This is a genomic window from bacterium, assembly GCA_022616075.1.
Taxonomy (GTDB): Bacteria; Acidobacteriota; HRBIN11; order JAKEFK01; family JAKEFK01; genus JAKEFK01.
The window spans coordinates 1-20,552 of the sequence record JAKEFK010000321.1 but is presented as its reverse complement, the minus strand read 5'-3'; the positions used below and the strand labels follow the sequence as shown (position 1 = coordinate 20,552).

Below are 20,552 nucleotides of genomic sequence, written 5' to 3'. Positions count from 1 at the left end.
TCGCCGAAGGTTTCCCCTTGATAGATCCGGAGCATACTCAATCGAAGCATCTCCAGGATAGCCAGAAATAGAACGATCATTTCGATTCGCGTTTGCAATTCGCTCGCATACTCATTCAAACTGAAACTCTCTTTCTGTTCCAGAAACTCGCTGAGCTCCTGAATTTTTTCCTTCACCGTAAATTGATCCGGCTCAATGGCGAGCGCATGTTTTTTCTGCGTTCGCTTCAACAACACGGCAAACGCATGAACCAGGTCGTACAAACTGGCTTCCACAAGCTCTTCGCGGTCGGCATCGGGATCATAAACCGGAGGACGCGCCCAGTAGAACTCCCCTTCTGTTTCCTTCGCCTTCAAATGCAGCGCCGCCATCTTGTACTTCTGATAATCCAATAGCTGTTCCACAAGCGGCCTTCGTAAATCCTCATCCTCTTCTTCTGCAGGCGGTTTCGGAAGCAACATGCGGATCTTCATTTCTATGAGCTGCACGGCCATGAGAATAAATTCAGCGGCAACGTTCAGATTCAATTCCTCCATCAGCTCCAGATGTTCCAGATACTGTTGGGTGATGGTGGCTATGGGGATGTCGTAGATATTGATTTCGTTCTTTTGAATCAGATAAAGAAGTAGATCCAGAGGACCTTGAAAAATATCGAGATCAACAAGCGGTTTCGTAGAATCCATCATTCCTCACCAAATCTGTTCCAGTGAAAACCATGCCACTCCCAGCCATTTTCCAATGTATTCTATGATCCTCCAGATCCAGGTGCTCAATCCAGTCAGGTAAAACAGCAGAAGCAGGATGATAAACCCGTAGGGTCGAATTTTAGCATATTGCCGCAACAAACTTTCAGGCAGCAGGCCTTCCAGCACTCCGCTCCCATCGAGAGGAGGGATCGGCAACAGATTAAATACTGCAAGCATCAAATTCACGGCAATACCCATTCCGAACACATAGCAGAAAAGGATTGCGATCTGCGAATTCACTGCTGCAAAAGCGTACGCTGCATGCCATAACGCCGCAAGAAGAAGAACGCTAAGGAGATTGCTAACAGGACCTGCGCCGCTTACAAACATGCTATCGCGGCGCGGCTTCGAGAAGTTTTCCGGATTTACCGGAGTCGGACGAGCCCAGCCAATAATCGGTACACCGGATAGAAAAACCATGAACGGAATAATTACGGTTCCCAATATGTCAATGTGATTCGCTGGATTCAAAGAAATGCGGCCTTGAAGCTTCGCAGTCGGATCTCCGAACTTGTAAGCAGACCATGCATGCGCGCTTTCATGGACCGCCGCTGAAAGTAAAAAGAACATGTACTGAACCAGGAACTGAATCAAATCAACCCACTTCATAACCAAAGTAGCGCGGGCCTCTGGCCTGCGCACGCTCGCCGGCGAGGCGCCCGCTCTACATTTCTCAAGATAACTCCGGTAATGTGATGGGGAATTTTTTTAAAAATGAGGCCCCGAGCGACCAAAGTAGCGCGGGCCTCTGGCCTGCGCACGCTCGCCGGCGAGGCGCCCGCTCTACATTTCTCAAGATAACTCCGGTAATGTGATAGGGAATTTTTTTAAAAATGAGGAGCCGAGCGACCAAAGTAGCGCAGGCCTCTGGCCTGCGCACGCTCGCCGGCGGGACGCCCGCGCTACATTTCTCAAGATAACTCCGGTAATGTGATAGGGAATTTTTTTAAAAATGAGGAGCCGAGCGCGAACATGGTCGTTTCATCCAGATAATTTCCGATGATCTGCAAGCCGACCGGCAGCCCGGAGCTGTGCAATCCGCATGGCACCGAAATCGCAGGCAACCCGGCTAAATTCATGGTCACCGTATATACATCGGAAAGATACATGGATAACGGATCGTCCACCTTTTCTCCCAATCGAAAAGCAGGAGTCGGCGACGTGGGAGTACAAATCAAATCCACTTCTTCAAATGCTCTGCGAAAATCTTCTGCAATTAACGAACGGATTCTCGAAGCGCGCATGTAGTAAGCATCATAATATCCGGCGCTCAATGCAAAGGTGCCCAGCATGATCCTGCGTTTTACCTCGGCGCCGAAACCGTCGGCGCGCGTGCGAGCATACATTTTCCGGAGATTGGTATCGCTTGCCCGGTATCCGTATCGCACACCGTCAAACCGTGAAAGATTGGAAGAAGCCTCGGCCGTAGCAATCACGTAGTAAGCCGCAATCGCATAATCCGTGTGCGGTAAGGAAATCGATTGCAATTTTACGATTCCAGCCCGTTCCATGCTTTCGAGGCTACTTTCGATTTTTCCAGCAAGTTCCGGATCGATTCCCTCCCCAAAGTACTCCCGTGGAATTCCGACCCTTAGCACTCGCGCATGCTTCATCATCGCTGAATATTCCGGAACAGGAGCTGTGGAACTGGTGCTGTCGTTCCGGTCGTGTCCCGCGATCGTTTCTAGAAGGAGGGCGGCATCTTCCACCGAGCGGGACAATGTACCGATGCAGTCAAGGCTCGAACCAAATGCTACTAATCCATACCTACTAACGCGACCGTAAGTGGGTTTCAGTCCCACAATGCCGCACAGAGAGGCAGGCTGCCGGACCGATCCACCCGTGTCCGATCCAAATCCTCCGAAAGCAAATCCGGCCGCGACCGCTGCTGCCGAGCCTCCGGACGAACCACCCGGAGTGTATTCGGTGTTCCAGGGATTCCGCGTTTGTTGATATGCGGAATTCTCGGTGCTCGAACCCATCGCAAATTCATCGCAGTTGGTTTTTCCAAGAATGACGGCGCCTGCGTTTTTCAACAGGGAAATCACCGTTGCATCATAGGGGGGTCTGTATCCCTGCAGAATTCGCGATCCACAGGTCGTCTCAAGGCCTTGTGTGGAAATATTGTCTTTGATTGCAAGCGGCACGCCGGCTAAAGGGCGATCAAGATTATTTGCGGCCTGTGCGGCTTGCTCCAGTAAGCCTTCACGATCGATTCGCAAAAAAGCGCCAATCGAGGAATCGTATCGATCGATCCGTTCGAGTAACGTTTGACAGACCTCCACCGGAGATGTTTCTTTTGAACGATACGCGCGTAACAGATCTTGAATCGTCGCCCGGAAGAGATCAATCACGGAATAATCCTGGGAACGCGAAAAAAATTCTTCTTGCGGTCAGGAGCGTTCTGCAAAGATGCATCGATTGTCAAAGAAGGAATAACAATATCTTCCCTGAAAGGTAGAGACAACAATTCATCAAACACGAATGGTTCCGCCTGCTCCGACTCCTCGTTCAGCTTTTCCACATATTGCAGGATGCTGCCGAGCTGCGTGGTAAACAGCTGAACTTCCTCGTCGGTCAGCTCCATGTGCGCAAGCTTTGCAATCTGTAAAACCAGATCCCGATCCACTTTCATAAGCAAGAATTATAGTATGTAAACGAAGTAGCGCGGGCGTCCCGCCTGCGAGCCGCCGCAGACGAGACGTCCGCGCTACTTTGTTTATAATAGATGCAGCATGGAGCTGATTCTCGTTAAATCACCCGAGACTCCCGAGGAACAAATCTTCCATCTGAAGATCGGCTCCAACACGCTTGGAAGCAGCAGAGGGAGCGATCTGACTGTCTCTGAATCCGGTATTCTTCCACATCATCTGAGCATTGAATACACCAAAGACTCTTTAATCCTCTCGGCCATCGAGCCGGGCACGTCCTTTTATTATCAGGGCAGGTCTTGCCGGAACGCAGTTGTAAAACCGGGCGAAGTATTTTCAATTGAAAACATCACGTTTCATTGCACCGCCATCAGTGGATCCGATCCAACACAGCATGCAATGCTTCTCCGTCCCCTCGCGGCCGCGCCTGCTTCCGTTACAAGCGCTCCCGTGCCACGTTTGCAAGAAATGCAAATTTCTGCATTCGTTCAGCAGCAACCCGTGACTTTTCCTATGGTAATTGGCAGGAATGCAAGATCGGATCTGATCCTGGATCATCCAACCGTTTCGGCTTTCCATGCTCGCATCCAACGCGAAGGGGGAAGCGTTTACATAGAAGATCTGCAAAGCTCCAATGGCACCTATGTTTCCGATGTCCCGATCCGGAAAGCTTACCTGCAACCGGGCGATTCGGTTGTGATCATGCCCTACTTCCTGATTTACACGGGAGAGTTTTTGAATGTTTACACATTCCAGCGCGAGAGCCGCTTGATCGGTTGGCAAATTAATATGACAGCCGGCGAAAAACGGATTCTGGATCGTGTGACGATTTCCTGCGCTTCTAATGAATTAATAGGTTTAATCGGACCCAGCGGCTCCGGAAAGACCACGCTATTGAAGTGTTTGAGCGGTCAGACTTATCCACTGGGCGGGCGCGTTCAGCTCAACGGCCTGGAAGTCTTCTCCCACTTTCCGCTTTTCAAACGGAACATCGGCTACGTCCCGCAAGATGATATTGTTCACCGCGATCTGTCCGTTCATGAAACATTGATGTATGCGGCAAAACTGCGCCTTCCGGCTGATATGTCCGAAAAGGAGCGAAAAGCGCGCGTATGGGAAACCTTGATAGAACTGGAGCTGGAAGAACAGGAAAGGCAGACAATTCATCAGCTCAGTGGCGGCCAGCGCAAACGAGTAAACATCGCCATCGAGCTCCTGACAAAGCCAGGACTTCTATTTCTGGATGAGCCGACTTCAGGACTGGATCCTTCGCTGGATGAAAGGTTGATGATTCTGTTCAAACGTCTTTCGCAAGATGGCCGAATCACCATCATGACCACGCACCTTCTGGAACACGCTGATATGTTTTCAAAAATCGCCATGATGCACTACGGACGCTTAATCTTCTTCGGCTCGCCTGAACAAGCAAGAAGTTTTTTCCGCATCCGATCCATAGGGAGTCTTTATTCCAAAATCAAAGAAAGACCTGCCGAAGACTGGCAGAATGAATTCCACGCAACAGCGCTCCACCAACAGGAAGTCTCGCAATTGCGGGACCAGGTATTGCCATCCAAACGCAAAGAGGCCTCTTCCCCCGGAACGATCCAGGAATCCGCCCATGAACGAATTTCACAATGGGGAACACTTTCCAGACGATACCTGAATATCATCCTGCGCGATAAGAAAAATACAGGGATTTTGCTGCTTCAGGCCCCGCTCATTGCTTTTTTTATTGTGATCGCCACTTCCAACTTGAGCCACCGGCTTTTTATGATGACCCTGGCGGCGCTCTGGTTTGGCTGCAACAATTCGGCGCGTGAAATTTGCAAGGAACTTCCGCTCTACCGGCGGGAACGAATGGTCTATTTGTCAATCGTTCCTTATCTCTGCTCAAAATTCTTTGTTCTCTCAATACTGGTTTTTGTTCAATGTTTGGTGCTGGCGTCTCTAGTGCCCACTGATTTTCTTAGAGCGTACTGGCCACTCTTGCTGTGCGGGATTGCTGGAATAGCTATGGGTCTGCTTGTCAGCACAGTTGTGAATTCGCCCGACAAAGCGATTGCAATGGTTCCGATTCTGCTGATTCCTCAAGTTCTGTTTTCAGGAGTGTTTGGGGAACTTGTGGGAATTCAAAAACCGATCGGTGAGCTGATGATCAGCAAGTGGTCCTACAACCTGATGAAAAAGGAATTCGAGCTTCCCAGTTATACCTATCGAAACAGGTTAGAAAAGCAAATCGACGATGGACAGGCCAGGATGAAGGAGATTCAGGATGACATGGTCCATTATCAGAATGAGCTGAAGGCAACCCTGCGCGATATGGAGGACAAGTATTATCCAAGCGAGCTGCAGGATTTACAAACAAGGGCCAATCGCACCTTGCAAAAATTACGGAAAGAGCAGGACCGCATGGAAGCTTCTCGTTTGAAAGTAGAACACACGGAAAAAGAGTTGCGCGCCAAAGCCAAACACTTCGTATGGATCGACCGCCCCGACTCCCCACGCGTGGATTGGATCGTGCTGTGCATCTTCACGATCTCGCTGCTGGTTTTAAGCTATGCGCAATTGCACCGGAAAGATAAACAACTCTTAGCATTGTAACGCGGGCGTCCCGCCTGCGAATCGCCGGCCAGAGGCCCGCGCTACTTTGTTTACTTCTCCTCTCGCGAAGAAAGAAAGCTAATCTGATTCAGGACGCTATTCGCGTACGAAGGCAGATCGGTGGCCGTGCGCATCGGTGATTGCGGTTCAATCAAGTGCGCACTGACAGGCCTGTCAGGTGACGAGACAGGATTCAACGCTACGGAAGAAGTTGAGTTTCCCGCAACGGGAGCAGGTTGTTGGGACGCAACCTGTACGTGCTTGGGCAGCGGCGGAGGTGTCGGCACTGTACCTTTCGATGCGGTCGTGGGTGTAATTTCCACAGGTGGTTTTGCCGGGCTAATTCCGGTCCTTTGAGAAACATCTTGAATCAGATGACGGATCCGTTCCATCTGGTTATGGATCTGATCATAAATTCTTTCCGCTTCAACGACAGATCGATTCGTTTGTTTTGCTATGAACGGAATAACCAGCGCTTTCTGGGTTCCTTTCAGCATTCTGTTACAAACCGAAAGAATGGAAGGACTGTCCTGATAGAATTTCTTGAGACAAATCTCCATCAATTGGTCGGCCGTTTTTCCATTCCGCAGCCAGATCGCGATTTCAAATTCTCTCAGGTCGTCTTCATATCGTGAAAATTTCGATGCATCGATGTATGGTCTTTGCCCTCTTGCAAGAATGAACCACGCGCCCAGACCGATGGCAAGCACAACAGCGATAAAAATGGCATACGCAATCCAGGAGCTTCGACGAGAAGGTTTCTCGGCTTCGACCGGTTTCTGTTCAGTTTCCGGTTGCTCGGCGAGAGTCGTTTCTTCCTGTTGCTGAACGGCCGGAGGCGCTTCCTGTTCCGTTGTTTCCGGCTCAGTTGACTCGGGCTTTATCTGTGGACCTGAAAGTGGAGTGGTTTCCCGCACATCCGGATCCTTCTTATCAGGAATCACAGGATACTCAGGCATCGTAGGTTGAGGTTTTGGGACCTCCTTCAATTGAAAATGCGAATTGAAGGTTACTGCATCGAATAGTCGCTTGCCATAAGTCCCATCCTGATTCTTGTAGACAACCACGTACGCATGATCGAGGTCCTTTGCGCGAAAGCGATAACGGCGACTCTCTGCATCATATTCAAATTCCGTTTGGTCATAGTAATCTTCGCGGGAAGGCCGGGTATTAGGAGTCGTTTCACCGACAATTTTAACGGTGTCGCCTCTTTGCATTGGGCCAATGCTGCTCGTTACGGTGGCGATCTTTTCCGAACGCGCCCACTCTTCTTTCAATCTCGTCTGTTTCAACGGATCGCCCAAAACTCCCTTCTTATCTGATAAAGCGGGGCGGCGACTCCCTGTAACTTTAGAAGTGCCGTACGTGCCCACCGGAGCTCCAATGCCGCTCGAAGGAAGATCCAATTTTTCTACCGGGACTGTAACGATGGATCCATCGATAAGAAAAAGTTCTGCCACGTTGCCACGAAACGTTATCTTATGAACATCGCGACTCGTGCCATCCTTAAAATAAATGGTCATCGAAGCGTAGCAAAATGATAGAAAAAGAAAGAAAATGAGCGCACTAAAAACTTTTAACTTCAAACCCTTCACCATTATCCCAATCGCATCAGGCCGAATTCCGGCTGGAGTCGCTTCGAAGAATTTTTTGCTACAACCACAATATTTTCCAGACAACGTTGGAATTCCTGGAAGCTCATTCCTTCCATTGTCCGGAAACAAACAAGATTAATTGTATTCAACGGCTCATCAATTGCAAAATGAACCATTTCGCTTGCGCCGTTATTCCAGAAGAGCAACTGTTCAAACAGATCCAGCTGTCCCGATTCCGGAATGTGAAAGAGTGGACGTGAAAAGACAACACAATCCTGTCTATCGGAGGGGCGCGTGAAGATTGCAAGCGCTATCTTATTGTCCACGTAGCTGATCTGTCCCAGCAACATTTGCGTCATTCCTTCTTCCATCGGGATCATTTGAGATGAGAATCCCGAAAACGGGGCGTTCAAACGCCGAATAAAAGTAATGATTGTCTGACTGCTTTCGTAACGAGGCATATATCAGTGCCAAAGTGATGAGTAATGAGTAATGAGACATGTTAAGCGGGACTCATTACTCATAACTCATTGCTCATCACTTATGAAAGGGCAAATTCGTTTTTTAAAGCTGAATGAATGCTTGATTGTACTCGACTGAATGCATCGAGAGTATATTGAAATTCTCTGAAATCAAGATGCGCACAGATGCGAACACACGTAAGATTCACACCTCGTTCGTGTGGATCAATTGCGAATTGTGCAACATCTGTATGACCGTTCGATAAGCTCAGCAATCTCCTGTAGAAAGCCAGCACATTCACGGAAGGAATCCTAAAAATAGGGGAAACAAAGGCAATCAAATCGTAACGATCCAGCGGTTTGCTGGTAATGACAATACCGACTTTTGATCCTTTATGCAGAAGTTCGACAAAACTTGCTCCGGATTTCCGTATGGGAAGTTGCGGATAGGAAGTATCGATCATTTTCAGATATCGATTGATCGTCTCAATGTTTACCGGATTCGGCAGGGTCTGATCTGCAGATGGCTGCGCTGCAACGGGAGATGGTTTCCGGTCGGCGGGCGCGCGCAGCTCATTTCCGATATATTTCAATGTGGTTGAGACTTCGAACGCCGTCTGAGGCCTTTTGGCCGGATCCTTTTCCAAACATTTTTTTACAAGTTCATTCAGAGAGTCGGGCAGGTTCGGATTCAAATCCTTCAGATCGCTCGGCTCATCGCGCAAAATCCCTGCAAGAATTTCAGGCACGGAATTGCTGGGAAAGGGGCGCCGCCCCGACATCATCTGATAGAGCACGCAGCCGAGCGACCAGATATCGCTCCTGCTATCCGCCGGATTTCCCTTCACCTGTTCCGGCGAAAGATACGCTGCCGTACCCATGACCATTCCCGGCACCGTAACTTCCGGAAGAATGGGCGCTCCGGTTGAAGACAAAGGTCGTGCCAATCCGAAGTCCAGAACCTTCGCTTGATTTTTAGAAGTAACCATGATGTTTGCCGGTTTCAGATCCCGATGAACAATGCCTGCCTTATGAGCAACGGCAAGCGCCTTTGCAATTTGACGGCCAAGGCGAACCGCCGCAGAAACCGGCATCTGCGAGGTCTGAAGAATGTCAGATAAACTTTTTCCTTCAATCAGTTCCATAACAATGAAGGAAATCTTTTCGTTAGGGGGTGTATCTCCCGGCGAGACAGGAGTTTCTTCTCCAGCTTCATAGATTTGTGCGATACAAGGATGATTCAGAGCAGCCAGAATCTTGCATTCACGTTCAAAACGGGCCTGACTGTCCGGATCCTTCGCAAGCTCCAGAGGCAAAATCTTGATCGCCACCTCACGGCCCAAACGAGGATCTTGTGCGCGCCACACCTCGCCCATTCCCCCCTTTCCAAGAAGATGAAGAAGCACAAAACGGCCGAGGTATGTCCCCGAAGTAATGATATACATTGCCCCGCGCTGACAGTATATCACCCGGCACTCAGCAAGTAGTGGCAGAGCATTCGCCGTTCTCAGTGAATAGAGCTAAATCGTCACAATGCTCAGGAACAATATGAGCCGGCTTCTAGAGAGCGAATGCTCTGCATCCAATATTTTGCAGAGCATTTTCTCGGCATCACCAGATTCGGGGAAACAATTAAGCTTTCTACTATTGGGCAAGTCAGTCAGATCGCTCCGGAAAATGCTCTGCCACTACTCTGGCACTTCGACTTGAGTGCACCTATCATAGTGTTTATGTTGGTCAGGCTGTTACTGGTTTTAATAATGCCATCGGTCCTCTTCGCCCAGGAAGAAACTGAGATCCCACCTTTTACGCAGGAGGTGAGCGTATCAATTGTAAATCTTTACGCTTCTGTTCGTGACGAAAAAGGAAGACCTGTGCATGCCCTGAAACAAGAAGATTTCTCGCTGTTCGTCGATGGAAAAAGGCAGACAATCACAAATTTTTCAGCGGACATTACGGAGCCGGTAAATCTGGCATTCCTGCTTGATGTCAGTGGCAGCATGGGCATGCTTCACAAGTTTGACGTTGCCAAACAGGTCGTTCGCGGAATCGTTGGCCGCTTGAAACAGGAGGATGAGGTTGCTCTATTGATCTTTGCCGATGGGGCCGTGGAGCTGCTGGTGGAATTCACCAAGGATAAGCAAAGATTGCTGGACCGGATGGAAAAGCTGAAACCTTTTGGAGGAACTGCCCTTCGCAACGCTGTGGCATACTGCAGCCGCTTATTAATTCATAATGTGGGAAAGAAAGGGATCATGCTGCTGTCCGACGGAGTCGATACGCGCAGTGACCTCAATATGGAGGAAGCAACCAGGATGGCCGGAGCGGTTGAAATCCCGATTTATGCATTCGAACTTATTCGAAGTAAATGGGTAGAAGAGGGAAAGGAAAAAGAAGTTGATCCTCAGCCCCTCGTGCTCATCGCGGAATCCACCGGCGGATTGTACTTCACCATCGACCCGTCCATGGGTGAGGAACTGGATCTTGCTACGGCAAAGATATTTGAAGATCTCAAATATCAGTACTATATTGGGTATGTACCCCAAGGTTCCCATTCGTCCTACGGCAAAGTAGAATTAAAGACTAAAAAACCGAATCACCGGGTACGAGTCAGGTACTCGGTAGTCCATGGAGGTTAATCACATGTTGCATAGAATGCTGATAGTAGTCGTCATAGGCCTTTTCGTCGTTTCTCTTGGATGCGCCACAAAGAAGCAAGTGCGCAAGGAAGTCGATCGAATTGACACGGAGATGGAGACTATTGAAAGTTCGGTAGAACAGAATCAGGTCCGTCTCAAAGAGCATGATTCGCAAATTTCTGACCTGTCCAGAGAAACGAAAGAAGCAATGGAACGCGCTCAGGCTGCTGAAAAACTCGCGCAAGGAAAGCTTCTCTATGAGATCACTTTGACGGATGAAGATGTTCGGTTTGGGTTCAATCAATCCGAATTAACAGACAACGCTCGTAATGTTCTGGAAAGTTTGATCACGCAACTGAAGGCAGACAACAGAAACGTATTTATAGAGGTTCAGGGACACACCGATTCGCTTGGCACAGAAGACTACAACATGAAACTGGGCCAGGAGCGATCTGATGCTGTGCGCCGGTATCTTTCGGAAAATGGCATCCCGCTGCACCGAATCTCTACAATCAGTTACGGGGAAACCCGCCCGCTTACTGATAACAAAACCAAGAAAGGACGTTCCACGAACCGGCGTGTTGTGATAATCGTTCTGGAATAACGAAATGACTCGCGTCGACGCGTTGACGCGTCTTCGAGTTTTCGCGTCTTTGACGCGGAGACGCAGCGACGCGAGTCAACGCAAAGACGCTTTTACCATTGTTCTATGAAAGTGCTCCGTCTCGCTTTGCTACTACTCTTTTGCGCTGCATTTTTGGTGAACGCGCTGGAATCAGAAGACTCTGACAAAAAAACTGCTACCGTCTGGGTTAATTGTTCTCCTGAAGGGGCTGATATCTTCGTGGATGATGCCTTTGTTGGAAACGCGCCCGCGGTCCTTAAAATTGAAGCCGGCAAGCATGAAATCCGAATTAGCTTGAATGGATATGAGGACTGGAAAAGACCGGTCGATATTCTGGCTGATTCCGAACTTACTTTGAGTCCCACTCTCACAAAGAAACAGAATTCCACTACTCCGGCATGGAATCCCGAATCGCCCCGGCCCGGTATTCAATTTGACACAGCAACCAGGTTGGAAGGAAAGCAATTTTACATCTTACCTCCGGCCTACGTGCGCCTCACCAGCAGAGATCCGATGCTGCATTTTGACGAAACCAAAGGAAAGTACTATACGTTGCATGCTCCCAGTGGTTTCATCTATGAATTTCGGGATTACAACGAATCAAAAGGCAGATTCGGAAAAATATACCGTGAATTGATAGCAATCCGCGATGTTGATTGGACAGGCAAGACTGCGACGCTCATTGTAGACGCAGTAAATAAGCCAAAACGAAGTGGGGTTGTCCATTTTCGATTTTCGTCGGATAAAGTTTTCTGGAAACTTTTTAATCAGTGCTTCGCCACATCACTCCCATAAAGTCGTAGTTATTTCACCGCAGAGATCGCAGAGAAAATAAAAATTATCCGGTCAATCCTCCGATCTGGATTATCTCCTTTTCTCTTTATCGGTTAGCCTTTCCTGATGCTGATGCCTCCTGTTGGCCTTTGCATTCTCAAAATCGCAAAGGGTTGAGTTACAGTGGGAAGCGGACCCCCGGACCCGGCTATTCTGTAGTCGATGCGCACATCGGAATTTTTTTCTCTTACAGCGATGATGGCAATGGAGTAGCCGTTGGTCGGTTGGTCGCCGGCATAGAGCGCGACAAGCAGAGAAGCAGCAAAATCGACTTCCGGAAGCGGTAGCGGAGGACTTGTTCGCGATGTGTGCATTTGCCAGAACTGCTGCCACTCAGTTCTCGTGTCTATGATTTGCTCCACCGGAGTCCTGATGCCACTACTTGTTCCTTGCGCCAAAACATCATAGGGGTAAGGATCAGCGTCCTGAAAAGCATCACAACCGGCAAGTAGCAAGAACGAAATCAGTAACAGATATAAAGAATTTCTCGTTTTCATTTTTTACCTCTAGCCCGCACAACCAGCAAAACGCATTCCAGCAATTTCCTTCTCTATGACTGTTTGGAATTCGTCAAAATTCTGACGGGACATCCGTGAAGATTTGATTGTTAGCAGCGCCCTTTACATCCGGCTCCGTGTCCTCCGTGACTCCGTGGTGAATTCATCATTCTTCTACTTGCAAATGGCCCCGGAAATCACGAGTCTATCGTGGTATAATTTCGTGCTCTTGAGTTGAGTAACCAGAGAACAATTCATTCTTGGCTCGGCGCTCTCTGCGTACTCTGCGGTGAAAGTATTGCCGAAGTGGCGGAATTGGTAGACGCGCTAGATTCAGGGTCTAGTGAGGGTTATCCTTCGTGGAGGTTCGAGTCCTCTCTTCGGCATAATCCCGTGTTACTTCTTCGGACCTCTTTCTTAATCTATCGACGACAAATCAATCCGATCAAAGGCTTTTGTGTCAGAGTTGTGCCATGTCCTTTCCGTTTTCCAACAGCACGGTTTAGGAAGAATCAGTTCTACAAGGACTCAACGAGGGAAGCCAGTTTTCACCGTTGTCGCATCTCACCATTACGTCTCATTGGTAAGCACCAGGGAACATCTAATAAGTCAACAATAGGTAAACGCGCTTTGTCTTCGTCAGTCGTTGCATTTACATTACCGTAAATATGATTTTTGTAGTATGAATTTTATAGATCATGTTTAGAACATTGAATTTTTCTTTTCAAACCATAGTTTTCTGGATCAAACGTTCCTGAGATTGTATTCATTCATTGCGCTGGTACGAAAGCTTTCTTAAATACGTAATCTGCGACACGTCTGCCCTGCTCGATCCCTTTCGTTTTATCAAAGGCCCAATGGATCCCCAGGTAAATTCGGCTCTGTCCATTTTCTTCTTCAGCCTGCGAGAGTGAGGAAAAACTGCGAGGAATGAGCGGGCGAACACGTCCGCGATGGTTCATTGTTACACCATTGAACTCATCGGATACAAACGTGAAAGCAATATTGTCAGTTTTGTAGAACTTGCGCAGGATTTCGAAGAGTGCGCCCCCGAAACCTGCATGTCTGGATGGGTAAGCAGGAAAAGGCGGCGTGAAGTTGGGACCCTGCAGGTTGCTGGCAGGAGCTCCGAGCGGTAAGAACTTCGGGTCTCCGTGAGTCGCGGGATTGCCATCGCCGGCGCCAGTAGGCCCTGTTCCTATATCGGCTTCGCGAATCCCGGTGATCGGGCGCCAAAACTGGTAATGATACTTGGACTCCCAAATCGCGACCCCCGCATCAGCCATTGCCGTGTTCACAAGAGCTAACAGACGAGCAAGCTCGATACCATTCGTGCCCATCTGGTCGGCAATTTGCATCGCAATCTGGTTGTACAACCGCGGTGGCGCACAGAGACTTGGGGTTCCATCATAAGCCCAGTAGATTCCGATCCTGGTCTGCTCTTTTGTGCGACGCGTCGGCGTATTTTTTCCGTTACCTCCAAGAGCTTTTACCTCTTTGAACGCAGCGGCGTACTCCGGGCTAGCCAAAGCAGGCGGAGGCGAAACTCGGAATTGAGTGGCGGACCTAATTACAAATGGCTGGACATTTTTCCAGTATGCTCCCAGCGCGAGCGGGATCATGCTAATCGGGTCCTGACGCCATTTGCCGGGCTTTATGCTGCAGATGAATTCAATGCCGACGCGCTGCTCCGCCTGTTGTGAGCCGTCCGGTGTTCTAAGAACCAAAATGGCCTTTGCCTCTTTCTTCCCGAGATGAACACCATGCGACTTGGCGGGCCCGTTTGGAATTTGATTTAAATCTTGGGCAAGAAGGTGATCGAAACTCTTTTTCTGCGATGGAAAGAGCACCATGAGAGTATCATTAGCAGCCTGCGCAATGGCGGCGTCTGAAGAAGCGTCGGCAGGCGCTGAAGCAATGCCAGTATAACTTTCATAACCGCCAACGATAGCATTTAACACATCAACGATCGCGATGTGAACGATTGCAATCGCCCGGCTGGAACGTCCGGGGCCTAACTGTTCGCCAAAAACACGGTTTTCACCTTGTGCCACCGGCGTATGATCGAGTCCACTTGCATTGATGGCAATCGAGTTCCAACGATGAATTAAGTCCAGACCGGCTGCCGGTTCTATGGCCTGCTTTTCCTGTGACGCGGAGGCGTCGAAACGCGCTCCCAGCGCCTCCCGGTGGCCGCGCCGAAACCCCTGAGCTTCGACATCTGTTGCAGAAGTCGTTCCTGCAAAACATGCAAAAATTATAAAGATGAAGCTTAAAATGCTTGCGAACTTGATTTCAGAATTCATAAGTTTTCACTCCCGTTCAGCAACCTGATTAGCGCGTGGTTTCGTTAGCCTCCCACACCACGCGGCTCGCTCCGGGGTCAAATCTGGAGCAGGCCGCGGGCGGGAAGAACTCTGGACGTGATAGGACTTAGTCGCTGACGTCGAACACAACGCCAGTGAACAGCAATGCTCCGGATACGCCGTCTCGATCGAAAGACCTGGTCGTCGCGGAAACGGGGTCGGCGAAGTAGATGCGCAGCGCGTTCAATTGAGCAACGCCGCATATTACGCCGGCCCCAGTAGCCCCGCAAGACGTCTCACCGGTCGCTGTATTAGTTGGAGCGCCAATCGTGAACAAACCGAAGGCTTTGGTCACGTCCATGCCCTTGAGCTTGAACTTCGCATTGCCGAACAAATCCGTTCTGAAGTCTCCGATCCAGGTTGCCGGGACACGGTTTGCTGTCGCAGTCACGGATAAGAACACGTTGAACCTCAGGTTTGGAGGTGCGTTGTTCACCGTGATTGTCAACTGTTTTCCTTTAATCTGAAGCTGCCCGGTGGCGCCGGCACCATCACCTGTGCCGACTAGTGGGATCACCATTTGTGATTTTACTTCTGCGGCGCTGGCGCTGCTGATGAACATTGACATTGCCAACAACGCTAGTGCAGCGATTCTGAACGCTGCGTGTACGTACGCAAAACGATTTTTCCTTTTCATTTTTAGTCTCTCCTTTTTTTTGCTGATTTCTTTTTGAAACCAGTTTGTTCTAGCGCAATCGGCATGCCAGCGTTAAATGCTTCAAAACACTGGGAAACTTAAATTACAGCTTTGCCATCTCTGAGAAAATTTCTCAAGTGTGGAGATAAAGTGGTGAAATACTAAGCGGGAGAGCCTAAGCTTTCTAGGTATTCTTGAAACGATGTTTGTTGATCTTCAGCAATTTGATTTTTCTATACAGAGTCGATGCCGGAATACCTAATTTGGCTGCGGCACCACTAGGCCCGGACACGCGACCTTCGGCGTCCGCCATTGCAGCTTCGATCATTTGTTTCTCACGCGTCGCGAGCGTTTCGGAGAGTTGTTGGCTGGTTTCCGGAATTGAGATTGACTGGGGGGAAAGCCAACTCTCATCAACCGAAAAGGTATCCGTGTCACAGAAGATCAGCGATCGTTCAATCACATTCTGGAGCTCTCGAACGTTACCCGGCCAGGAGTACGACTGAAACAAATCCAGCGTTCTTTTGTTCACGCTGCGTATTTTCTTACCCGCTTTACTGGCATAACGATCGATGAAATACTCCATCAGCAGCGGGATGTCTTCGCTTCGTTCGCGTAGCGGCGGCATTTCAAAAGGAACCACATTGAGTCGATAAAACAGATCGCTTCGAAACGTGCCTGCTGCTATTGCGGCTTGCAGGTCCCTATTCGTGGCGGTAATGACTCGAACATCGGCTCGAATCCTTTGAGTCCCGCCGACGCGTTCGAATTCGCGTTCTTGCAACACTCGCAAGAGTGCAATCTGCGTTTCTTGCGGAAGTTCCCCGATTTCATCCAGAAAGATCGTTCCTCCTTCAGCCAATTCGAAACGCCCAAGCCGCCGCTGCACAGCTCCGGTAAATGCCCCTTTTTCATGACCAAATAATTCCGACGCGATCAACGAGGAAGGGATCGCGGCGCAATTGACGCTGACAAAGGCGCGTGAGAAACGTTCTGAACGTTTGTGGATGGCGCGCGCAATGAGTTCCTTGCCGGTTCCGGTCTCACCATGTATGAGCACCGTGGAATTGGTCGGCGCCACCTTGGAAACACGAGAGAGTACTGTCTGCAAGGATTGCGAAACGCCGACGATTTCTTCAAACATGGATGTTTTATCGATCTCTTCGCGGAGCGCGATATTTTCTTTCCGTACCTTTTCTTCCACTTCTTTCCGATCGTTAATATCAATTGCCGTGAGGTACCATCGAATGACGTGTCCCTGTTCATCCCGTACAGGGTTGAACCGCGCGAGAAACCACCGATACTTGCCGTCTTTTCGGAGTACTCGTTGCTCAATTTCAAACGGCACTCCGCGTGAAAGCGATTGCTGACGCTCATCCGTGAGCCTGTCCACATCTTCTGGATGAATCACCCGTTCGCGGAAGCCTGGTGCTATAGCGTCTTCCTGGGTACAGCCTGTATAGTCGAGCACCTTTTGATTCGCATAAAGAAGACGACCATCCGGTGTTAGCACGCTGATGAGCTGAGGAATGGCTTCAACAATTTCCCTGAGCTCTCTTTCGTCTTGCCGGATTTTGTCTTCCGTTTGCTTGCGATCATGGATATCGATGCCTGTTCCATACCATCGAATGATGTTTCCTCGTTCATCGAATAGCGGATTGAGACGCGTAAGAAACCAACGATACTGCCCGTCTTTTCTGCGGATTCTCTGCTCCTTCTCAAACGGGACACCGAGTGACAGCGCCTGCTGCCGTTCTTCCAGTAGTCGCTGGAAATCCTCAGGGTGCAAGACACGCTCACGAAAATCATCTGCCGCGACTTGTTCTAGTGTACATCCGGTATATTCGAGAACTTGTTCATTGGCATATAGAAAATGTCCTTCCGGCGCCAGGACAACAATCATCGGAGAAATAGCTTCGATAATTTGTCGGAGCTCTCTTTCATTTTTCCGGGTTTTTTCTTCCGCCAGCTTTGTGGCGGTTACATCCGTCACCGCTCCGACATACTCAACGCTCCCTGTTTCCTGTTTAGAAGCATGCGCAACAACGTGGACGTGTTTGATGGAGCCATCCTGCATAAGGAATCGATGTTCAAAATCCAGATCGGTGTTCTGGCGTACAGCGCGTTCCAATGTTTGCTTTACAAAGACGACATCTTCCGGATGAATCCGTTGCAGTACCTGTTCAAACGTGGGTCTGATCATTCGATCAAGCCCAACAATCCGATACGTTTCATCCGACCAGAACAGTTCTCCGCTCGAGACGTTCCAACCAAAACTGCCGGTCAGACTGAGCCTTTGGGCTTCGCTCAGGTATGCTTCGCTACGTCGCAACGCTTGCGCGCGCAACACGGCATGGCGCGACGTGATCACAGCATGCGCGAAAATATCGGACCATTCCTCCAGCAACTTTACGTTGTCTCGTTCGAATTGACGGGGATCGTCGGTGTACAGTGTGAGTGCGCCAAAAGCCTTGCTAGCAGATTTCAGGGGAAGGGAAAGCATATGAATATCCGGCATGGAACAAGTTTGACCAGTGCGAATTGCCATGCTCGCAGGTTGTTTCGAATCGGCTTCAGCCCAGGTCAGATCCAGATCCAGGAGAATTCCATCGTTGTCTCCGGCTTGCGCAACACGCCGGATTGTTTTCTGTGGATCTGCCTCGGCGTAGCCAACCCAGGCAATCCGAAATCCAAAATTCTCCACAAAGATATTACAAACAGATTGAAGCAAGTGGTATTCATCGGCTGCTTCTGCCAGCGTGCGGCTAAACTTGAGCAGCGTACGCAATGTCTGCGTTAGCCGAACAGGGATTTCCTTACCGGAATGCCCGCCTTGCTCCATCCGAGTTTGCATGGGTTCTACTCAGTTCAATGAAGGTTGGACTTATTGCAAATCCTAACCGTGCTGCACCAGGCCAAACGATAGTGATTTTGATGATGCGCTTGAACTATCCATAATTATACTTCACTAATTTGGAGACAGAACCAGAACAACTTCTCAATTGTATTTTGCCAACGAATCCGCATTTGGCACATGTATTGCTGTTGTCTCAGCCATGGTCTTAAGAATTGAGAAATCAAATACTTCCGAATTTGTAATTTTTACTTTAAGCGGTCGAATTGAAAGTGAAAAAATCAGAGAGTTGCAGGAAATTCTTGCCTTGCAACAATCTAATCAAAAGATTGCTTTCGATCTGAGTGACGTAAAACTCGTGGACCAACCTTCGGTTGAATTCCTTGAGAAATGCGAAGCCCATGGTTTGGAACTTAGGGATTGTCCTGTGTATTTGCGCGAATGGATCGTGCGAATACGAGTCACGAATAATAAGTGAACGTGATTGGGATGTGTGGATAATTGATGGCTTGTTAGTATCCTTTTGTGGTATCCACGTTCAATATTTTTTGCGATTGCTGAAATCGGTGATGCTGCGCTAGCCAAAATTACAAGCGCAAAGAAAAAATCATGGACAATCTGACGTATGTTTCTCCAATTTTTTGAAGCGGAAATCGAGGCGCTCAAAACACGCGACGCAAATGGCCTGGAGAGACTTGAACTCCCGACCTTCGGTTTAGGAAACCGCTGTTCTGTCGGCTGGCGTTGTGTTAAAAAGTAAGAAAGAATTGTGCCAAATTTGTGCCTTCAACAAGCGGCAAACATTCGTTAAATGGCGCAACAATCAACAACTATGAACAATCAAATAAAAATTTGTCGACAGAGACTTATGATGTTTGAAATCCTTGGACTTATTTCTTTTTTGAATTGGCGTTTCCTCTCTTCGGCACTTCCGTGCTACCTCTTCGGCAGTACTTTGCTAACTTCCGACCAGAAATGGGTCGGCTTGAACGCTTTTGTGCCAGATTTGTGCCAACAACCAATCGCAAGAATTCGGAGGTATTGACAGTCAATCAACGGTCGTAACTTTCGCCCGAGGAATGCTTTCTAAGTAGATTCAACACTAGCTTGTGTAGCATCCATGATCATCAAAACAAATAAACTAAGATAGAAGTAGACCCATATCAAAGGATTCAATAGAACAAAAAACAGTAGAGTGTAAGTTAAGAATTCATACACATATGTGGAAAGATTCTTTGTTTTGTTCGCCAAGAAGCAAATAGCTAGCACGCCGATTACCTGAACATATTTCAGTGATTCACCGGGAACAACTTTCGTGGCAAAATACGAAAAATTTAACGTAGTTGCGTTAAAGGTATTTTCCCAATGAGCAAAAACGCCGGAATAGAATTCTTTCGGCGTTTGTACCGCAAAAGGTATTAGGATCGCCAGGAATACTGCCAGGAAACAAACAGATCCCTGGGCTGCTATCTTTATTCCAAAACGCCGATAGATATTTGTGACCGACAACGGAACAAGAATCCATGCAAATTGTGAAACTCCGGCTGCAATCCCCAGCCAAGCACTGGACCAGATTGGCCTGTTCTTCTGTTGAAACAATAAAAATAATGCGAGTGGAACCCATAAAATACCTATGTAAATCTCATGTCGATACAAAAGATATGGCGTTAGAAGGAATATACCTCCTAAACCCGCAACAATGCTCTTTCTACTGGATTCTGTTCCCCAATAAATGATCAGTACTGAAAATACGATAGCTGCAGCGTGTATAAACCGCAAATCGAAATGCATCAGCACCGCTGGTATGTACGCCATCCACATTCCTGGTAGATATGTCAGAGGCACTGAATGTGGTAGTGAATAAGTCGAATAAGGATTTCCTCCGGACAGAAAACGGTATCCTGCAGCCTGAATTAGCGGTAACATGTCCGATCTACCTGGGTGAAGCGGAAAGTAAGTAATACTTAGTGTCTCTGCGCTCGCAAAGATTAAGATGGTAATTACCAAGAATCGTTGGTGACTTTGATTCTTCAGGAAGCAATGCAG

Annotated in this window: 17 protein-coding genes and 1 tRNA gene; 6 read left to right on the top strand and 12 right to left on the bottom strand. The window is 48.7% G+C overall.

The features are described 5' to 3' along the window. From L0156_25440 to gatC, 4 genes are all read right to left on the bottom strand, one after another. Positions 1-683 (bottom strand): segregation/condensation protein A (locus L0156_25440; protein MCI0606344.1); only part of this gene is annotated, 683 nt, incomplete at its 3' end. A 6-nt stretch (positions 684-689) separates the two neighbouring features. Further along, entirely contained in the window at positions 690-1,355 is a 666-nt protein-coding gene (locus tag L0156_25435) for a site-2 protease family protein (GenBank protein ID MCI0606343.1), read from the bottom strand. Positions 1,356-1,657: 302 nt separating this feature from the next. Beyond that, positions 1,658-3,097 carry an Asp-tRNA(Asn)/Glu-tRNA(Gln) amidotransferase subunit GatA gene (gene gatA / locus L0156_25430; GenBank protein MCI0606342.1) on the bottom strand — a complete coding sequence of 480 codons (1,440 nt, stop codon included), beginning with the start codon at positions 3,095-3,097 and terminating at the stop codon, positions 1,658-1,660. Next, positions 3,097-3,381 carry an Asp-tRNA(Asn)/Glu-tRNA(Gln) amidotransferase subunit GatC gene (gatC, locus tag L0156_25425; GenBank protein MCI0606341.1) on the bottom strand — a complete coding sequence of 95 codons (285 nt, stop codon included), beginning with the start codon at positions 3,379-3,381 and terminating at the stop codon, positions 3,097-3,099. The genes gatA and gatC overlap by 1 nt, the downstream gene beginning before the upstream one ends. 100 nt (positions 3,382-3,481) lie before the next feature. Here gatC and L0156_25420 point away from each other — a divergent pair, with 100 nt between their 5' ends. Further along, positions 3,482-5,998: an ATP-binding cassette domain-containing protein gene (locus tag L0156_25420; GenBank protein ID MCI0606340.1), complete on the top strand. Its 2,517-nt coding sequence runs from the start codon at positions 3,482-3,484 to the stop codon at positions 5,996-5,998. A 50-nt stretch (positions 5,999-6,048) separates the two neighbouring features. On the opposite strand, the gene L0156_25415 is transcribed toward L0156_25420, so the two are convergent. From L0156_25415 to L0156_25405, 3 genes are all read right to left on the bottom strand, one after another. Further along, positions 6,049-7,521 carry a hypothetical protein gene (locus L0156_25415; GenBank protein MCI0606339.1) on the bottom strand — a complete coding sequence of 491 codons (1,473 nt, stop codon included), beginning with the start codon at positions 7,519-7,521 and terminating at the stop codon, positions 6,049-6,051. Between the two features lie 74 nt (positions 7,522-7,595). Beyond that, positions 7,596-8,054, bottom strand: coding sequence for a YbjN domain-containing protein (locus L0156_25410; protein MCI0606338.1), 459 nt, complete (start codon positions 8,052-8,054; stop codon positions 7,596-7,598). An 80-nt stretch (positions 8,055-8,134) separates the two neighbouring features. After that, positions 8,135-9,499, bottom strand: coding sequence for a protein kinase (locus L0156_25405; GenBank protein ID MCI0606337.1), 1,365 nt, complete (start codon positions 9,497-9,499; stop codon positions 8,135-8,137). A 315-nt stretch (positions 9,500-9,814) separates the two neighbouring features. Between L0156_25405 and L0156_25400 the strand changes: the two genes are divergently transcribed. From L0156_25400 to L0156_25390, 3 genes are all read left to right on the top strand, one after another. Next, complete coding sequence (locus L0156_25400) at positions 9,815-10,693, top strand: VWA domain-containing protein (protein ID MCI0606336.1); 879 nt, start codon at positions 9,815-9,817, stop codon at positions 10,691-10,693. A gap of 4 nt (positions 10,694-10,697) precedes the next feature. Continuing rightward, entirely contained in the window at positions 10,698-11,297 is a 600-nt protein-coding gene (locus L0156_25395) for an OmpA family protein (protein ID MCI0606335.1), read from the top strand. 105 nt (positions 11,298-11,402) lie between these two features. After that, positions 11,403-12,113: a PEGA domain-containing protein gene (locus tag L0156_25390; GenBank protein MCI0606334.1), complete on the top strand. Its 711-nt coding sequence runs from the start codon at positions 11,403-11,405 to the stop codon at positions 12,111-12,113. A 92-nt stretch (positions 12,114-12,205) separates the two neighbouring features. Here the strand turns inward: L0156_25390 and L0156_25385 are convergent, their stop codons facing one another. Then, a complete protein-coding gene (locus L0156_25385) occupies positions 12,206-12,649 on the bottom strand; it encodes a protease complex subunit PrcB family protein (protein ID MCI0606333.1) in 444 nt (147 codons plus the stop codon). 300 nt (positions 12,650-12,949) lie between these two features. On the opposite strand from L0156_25385, the gene L0156_25380 reads away from it, so the two are divergent. Then, positions 12,950-13,035 (top strand) — tRNA-Leu (locus tag L0156_25380). Positions 13,036-13,419: 384 nt separating this feature from the next. On the opposite strand, the gene L0156_25375 is transcribed toward L0156_25380, so the two are convergent. The 3 genes from L0156_25375 to L0156_25365 all read right to left on the bottom strand — a co-directional run bounded on the left by L0156_25375 (position 13,420) and on the right by L0156_25365 (position 18,506). Then, entirely contained in the window at positions 13,420-14,955 is a 1,536-nt protein-coding gene (locus L0156_25375) for a vanadium-dependent haloperoxidase (protein ID MCI0606332.1), read from the bottom strand. 127 nt (positions 14,956-15,082) lie between these two features. Continuing rightward, the gene (locus L0156_25370) at positions 15,083-15,652 is read right to left on the bottom strand and encodes a hypothetical protein (GenBank protein ID MCI0606331.1); all 570 of its coding nucleotides are present in this window, start codon (positions 15,650-15,652) and stop codon (positions 15,083-15,085) included. Between the two features lie 184 nt (positions 15,653-15,836). Then, positions 15,837-18,506 (bottom strand): sigma 54-interacting transcriptional regulator, encoded by a 2,670-nt coding sequence (locus tag L0156_25365; GenBank protein ID MCI0606330.1) that lies wholly within the window; start codon positions 18,504-18,506, stop codon positions 15,837-15,839. 202 nt (positions 18,507-18,708) lie between these two features. Between L0156_25365 and L0156_25360 the strand changes: the two genes are divergently transcribed. Beyond that, entirely contained in the window at positions 18,709-18,984 is a 276-nt protein-coding gene (locus L0156_25360) for a hypothetical protein (protein ID MCI0606329.1), read from the top strand. A gap of 608 nt (positions 18,985-19,592) precedes the next feature. Here L0156_25360 and L0156_25355 read toward each other — a convergent pair. Then, positions 19,593-20,552 (bottom strand): hypothetical protein (locus tag L0156_25355; GenBank protein ID MCI0606328.1); only part of this gene is annotated, 960 nt, incomplete at its 5' end.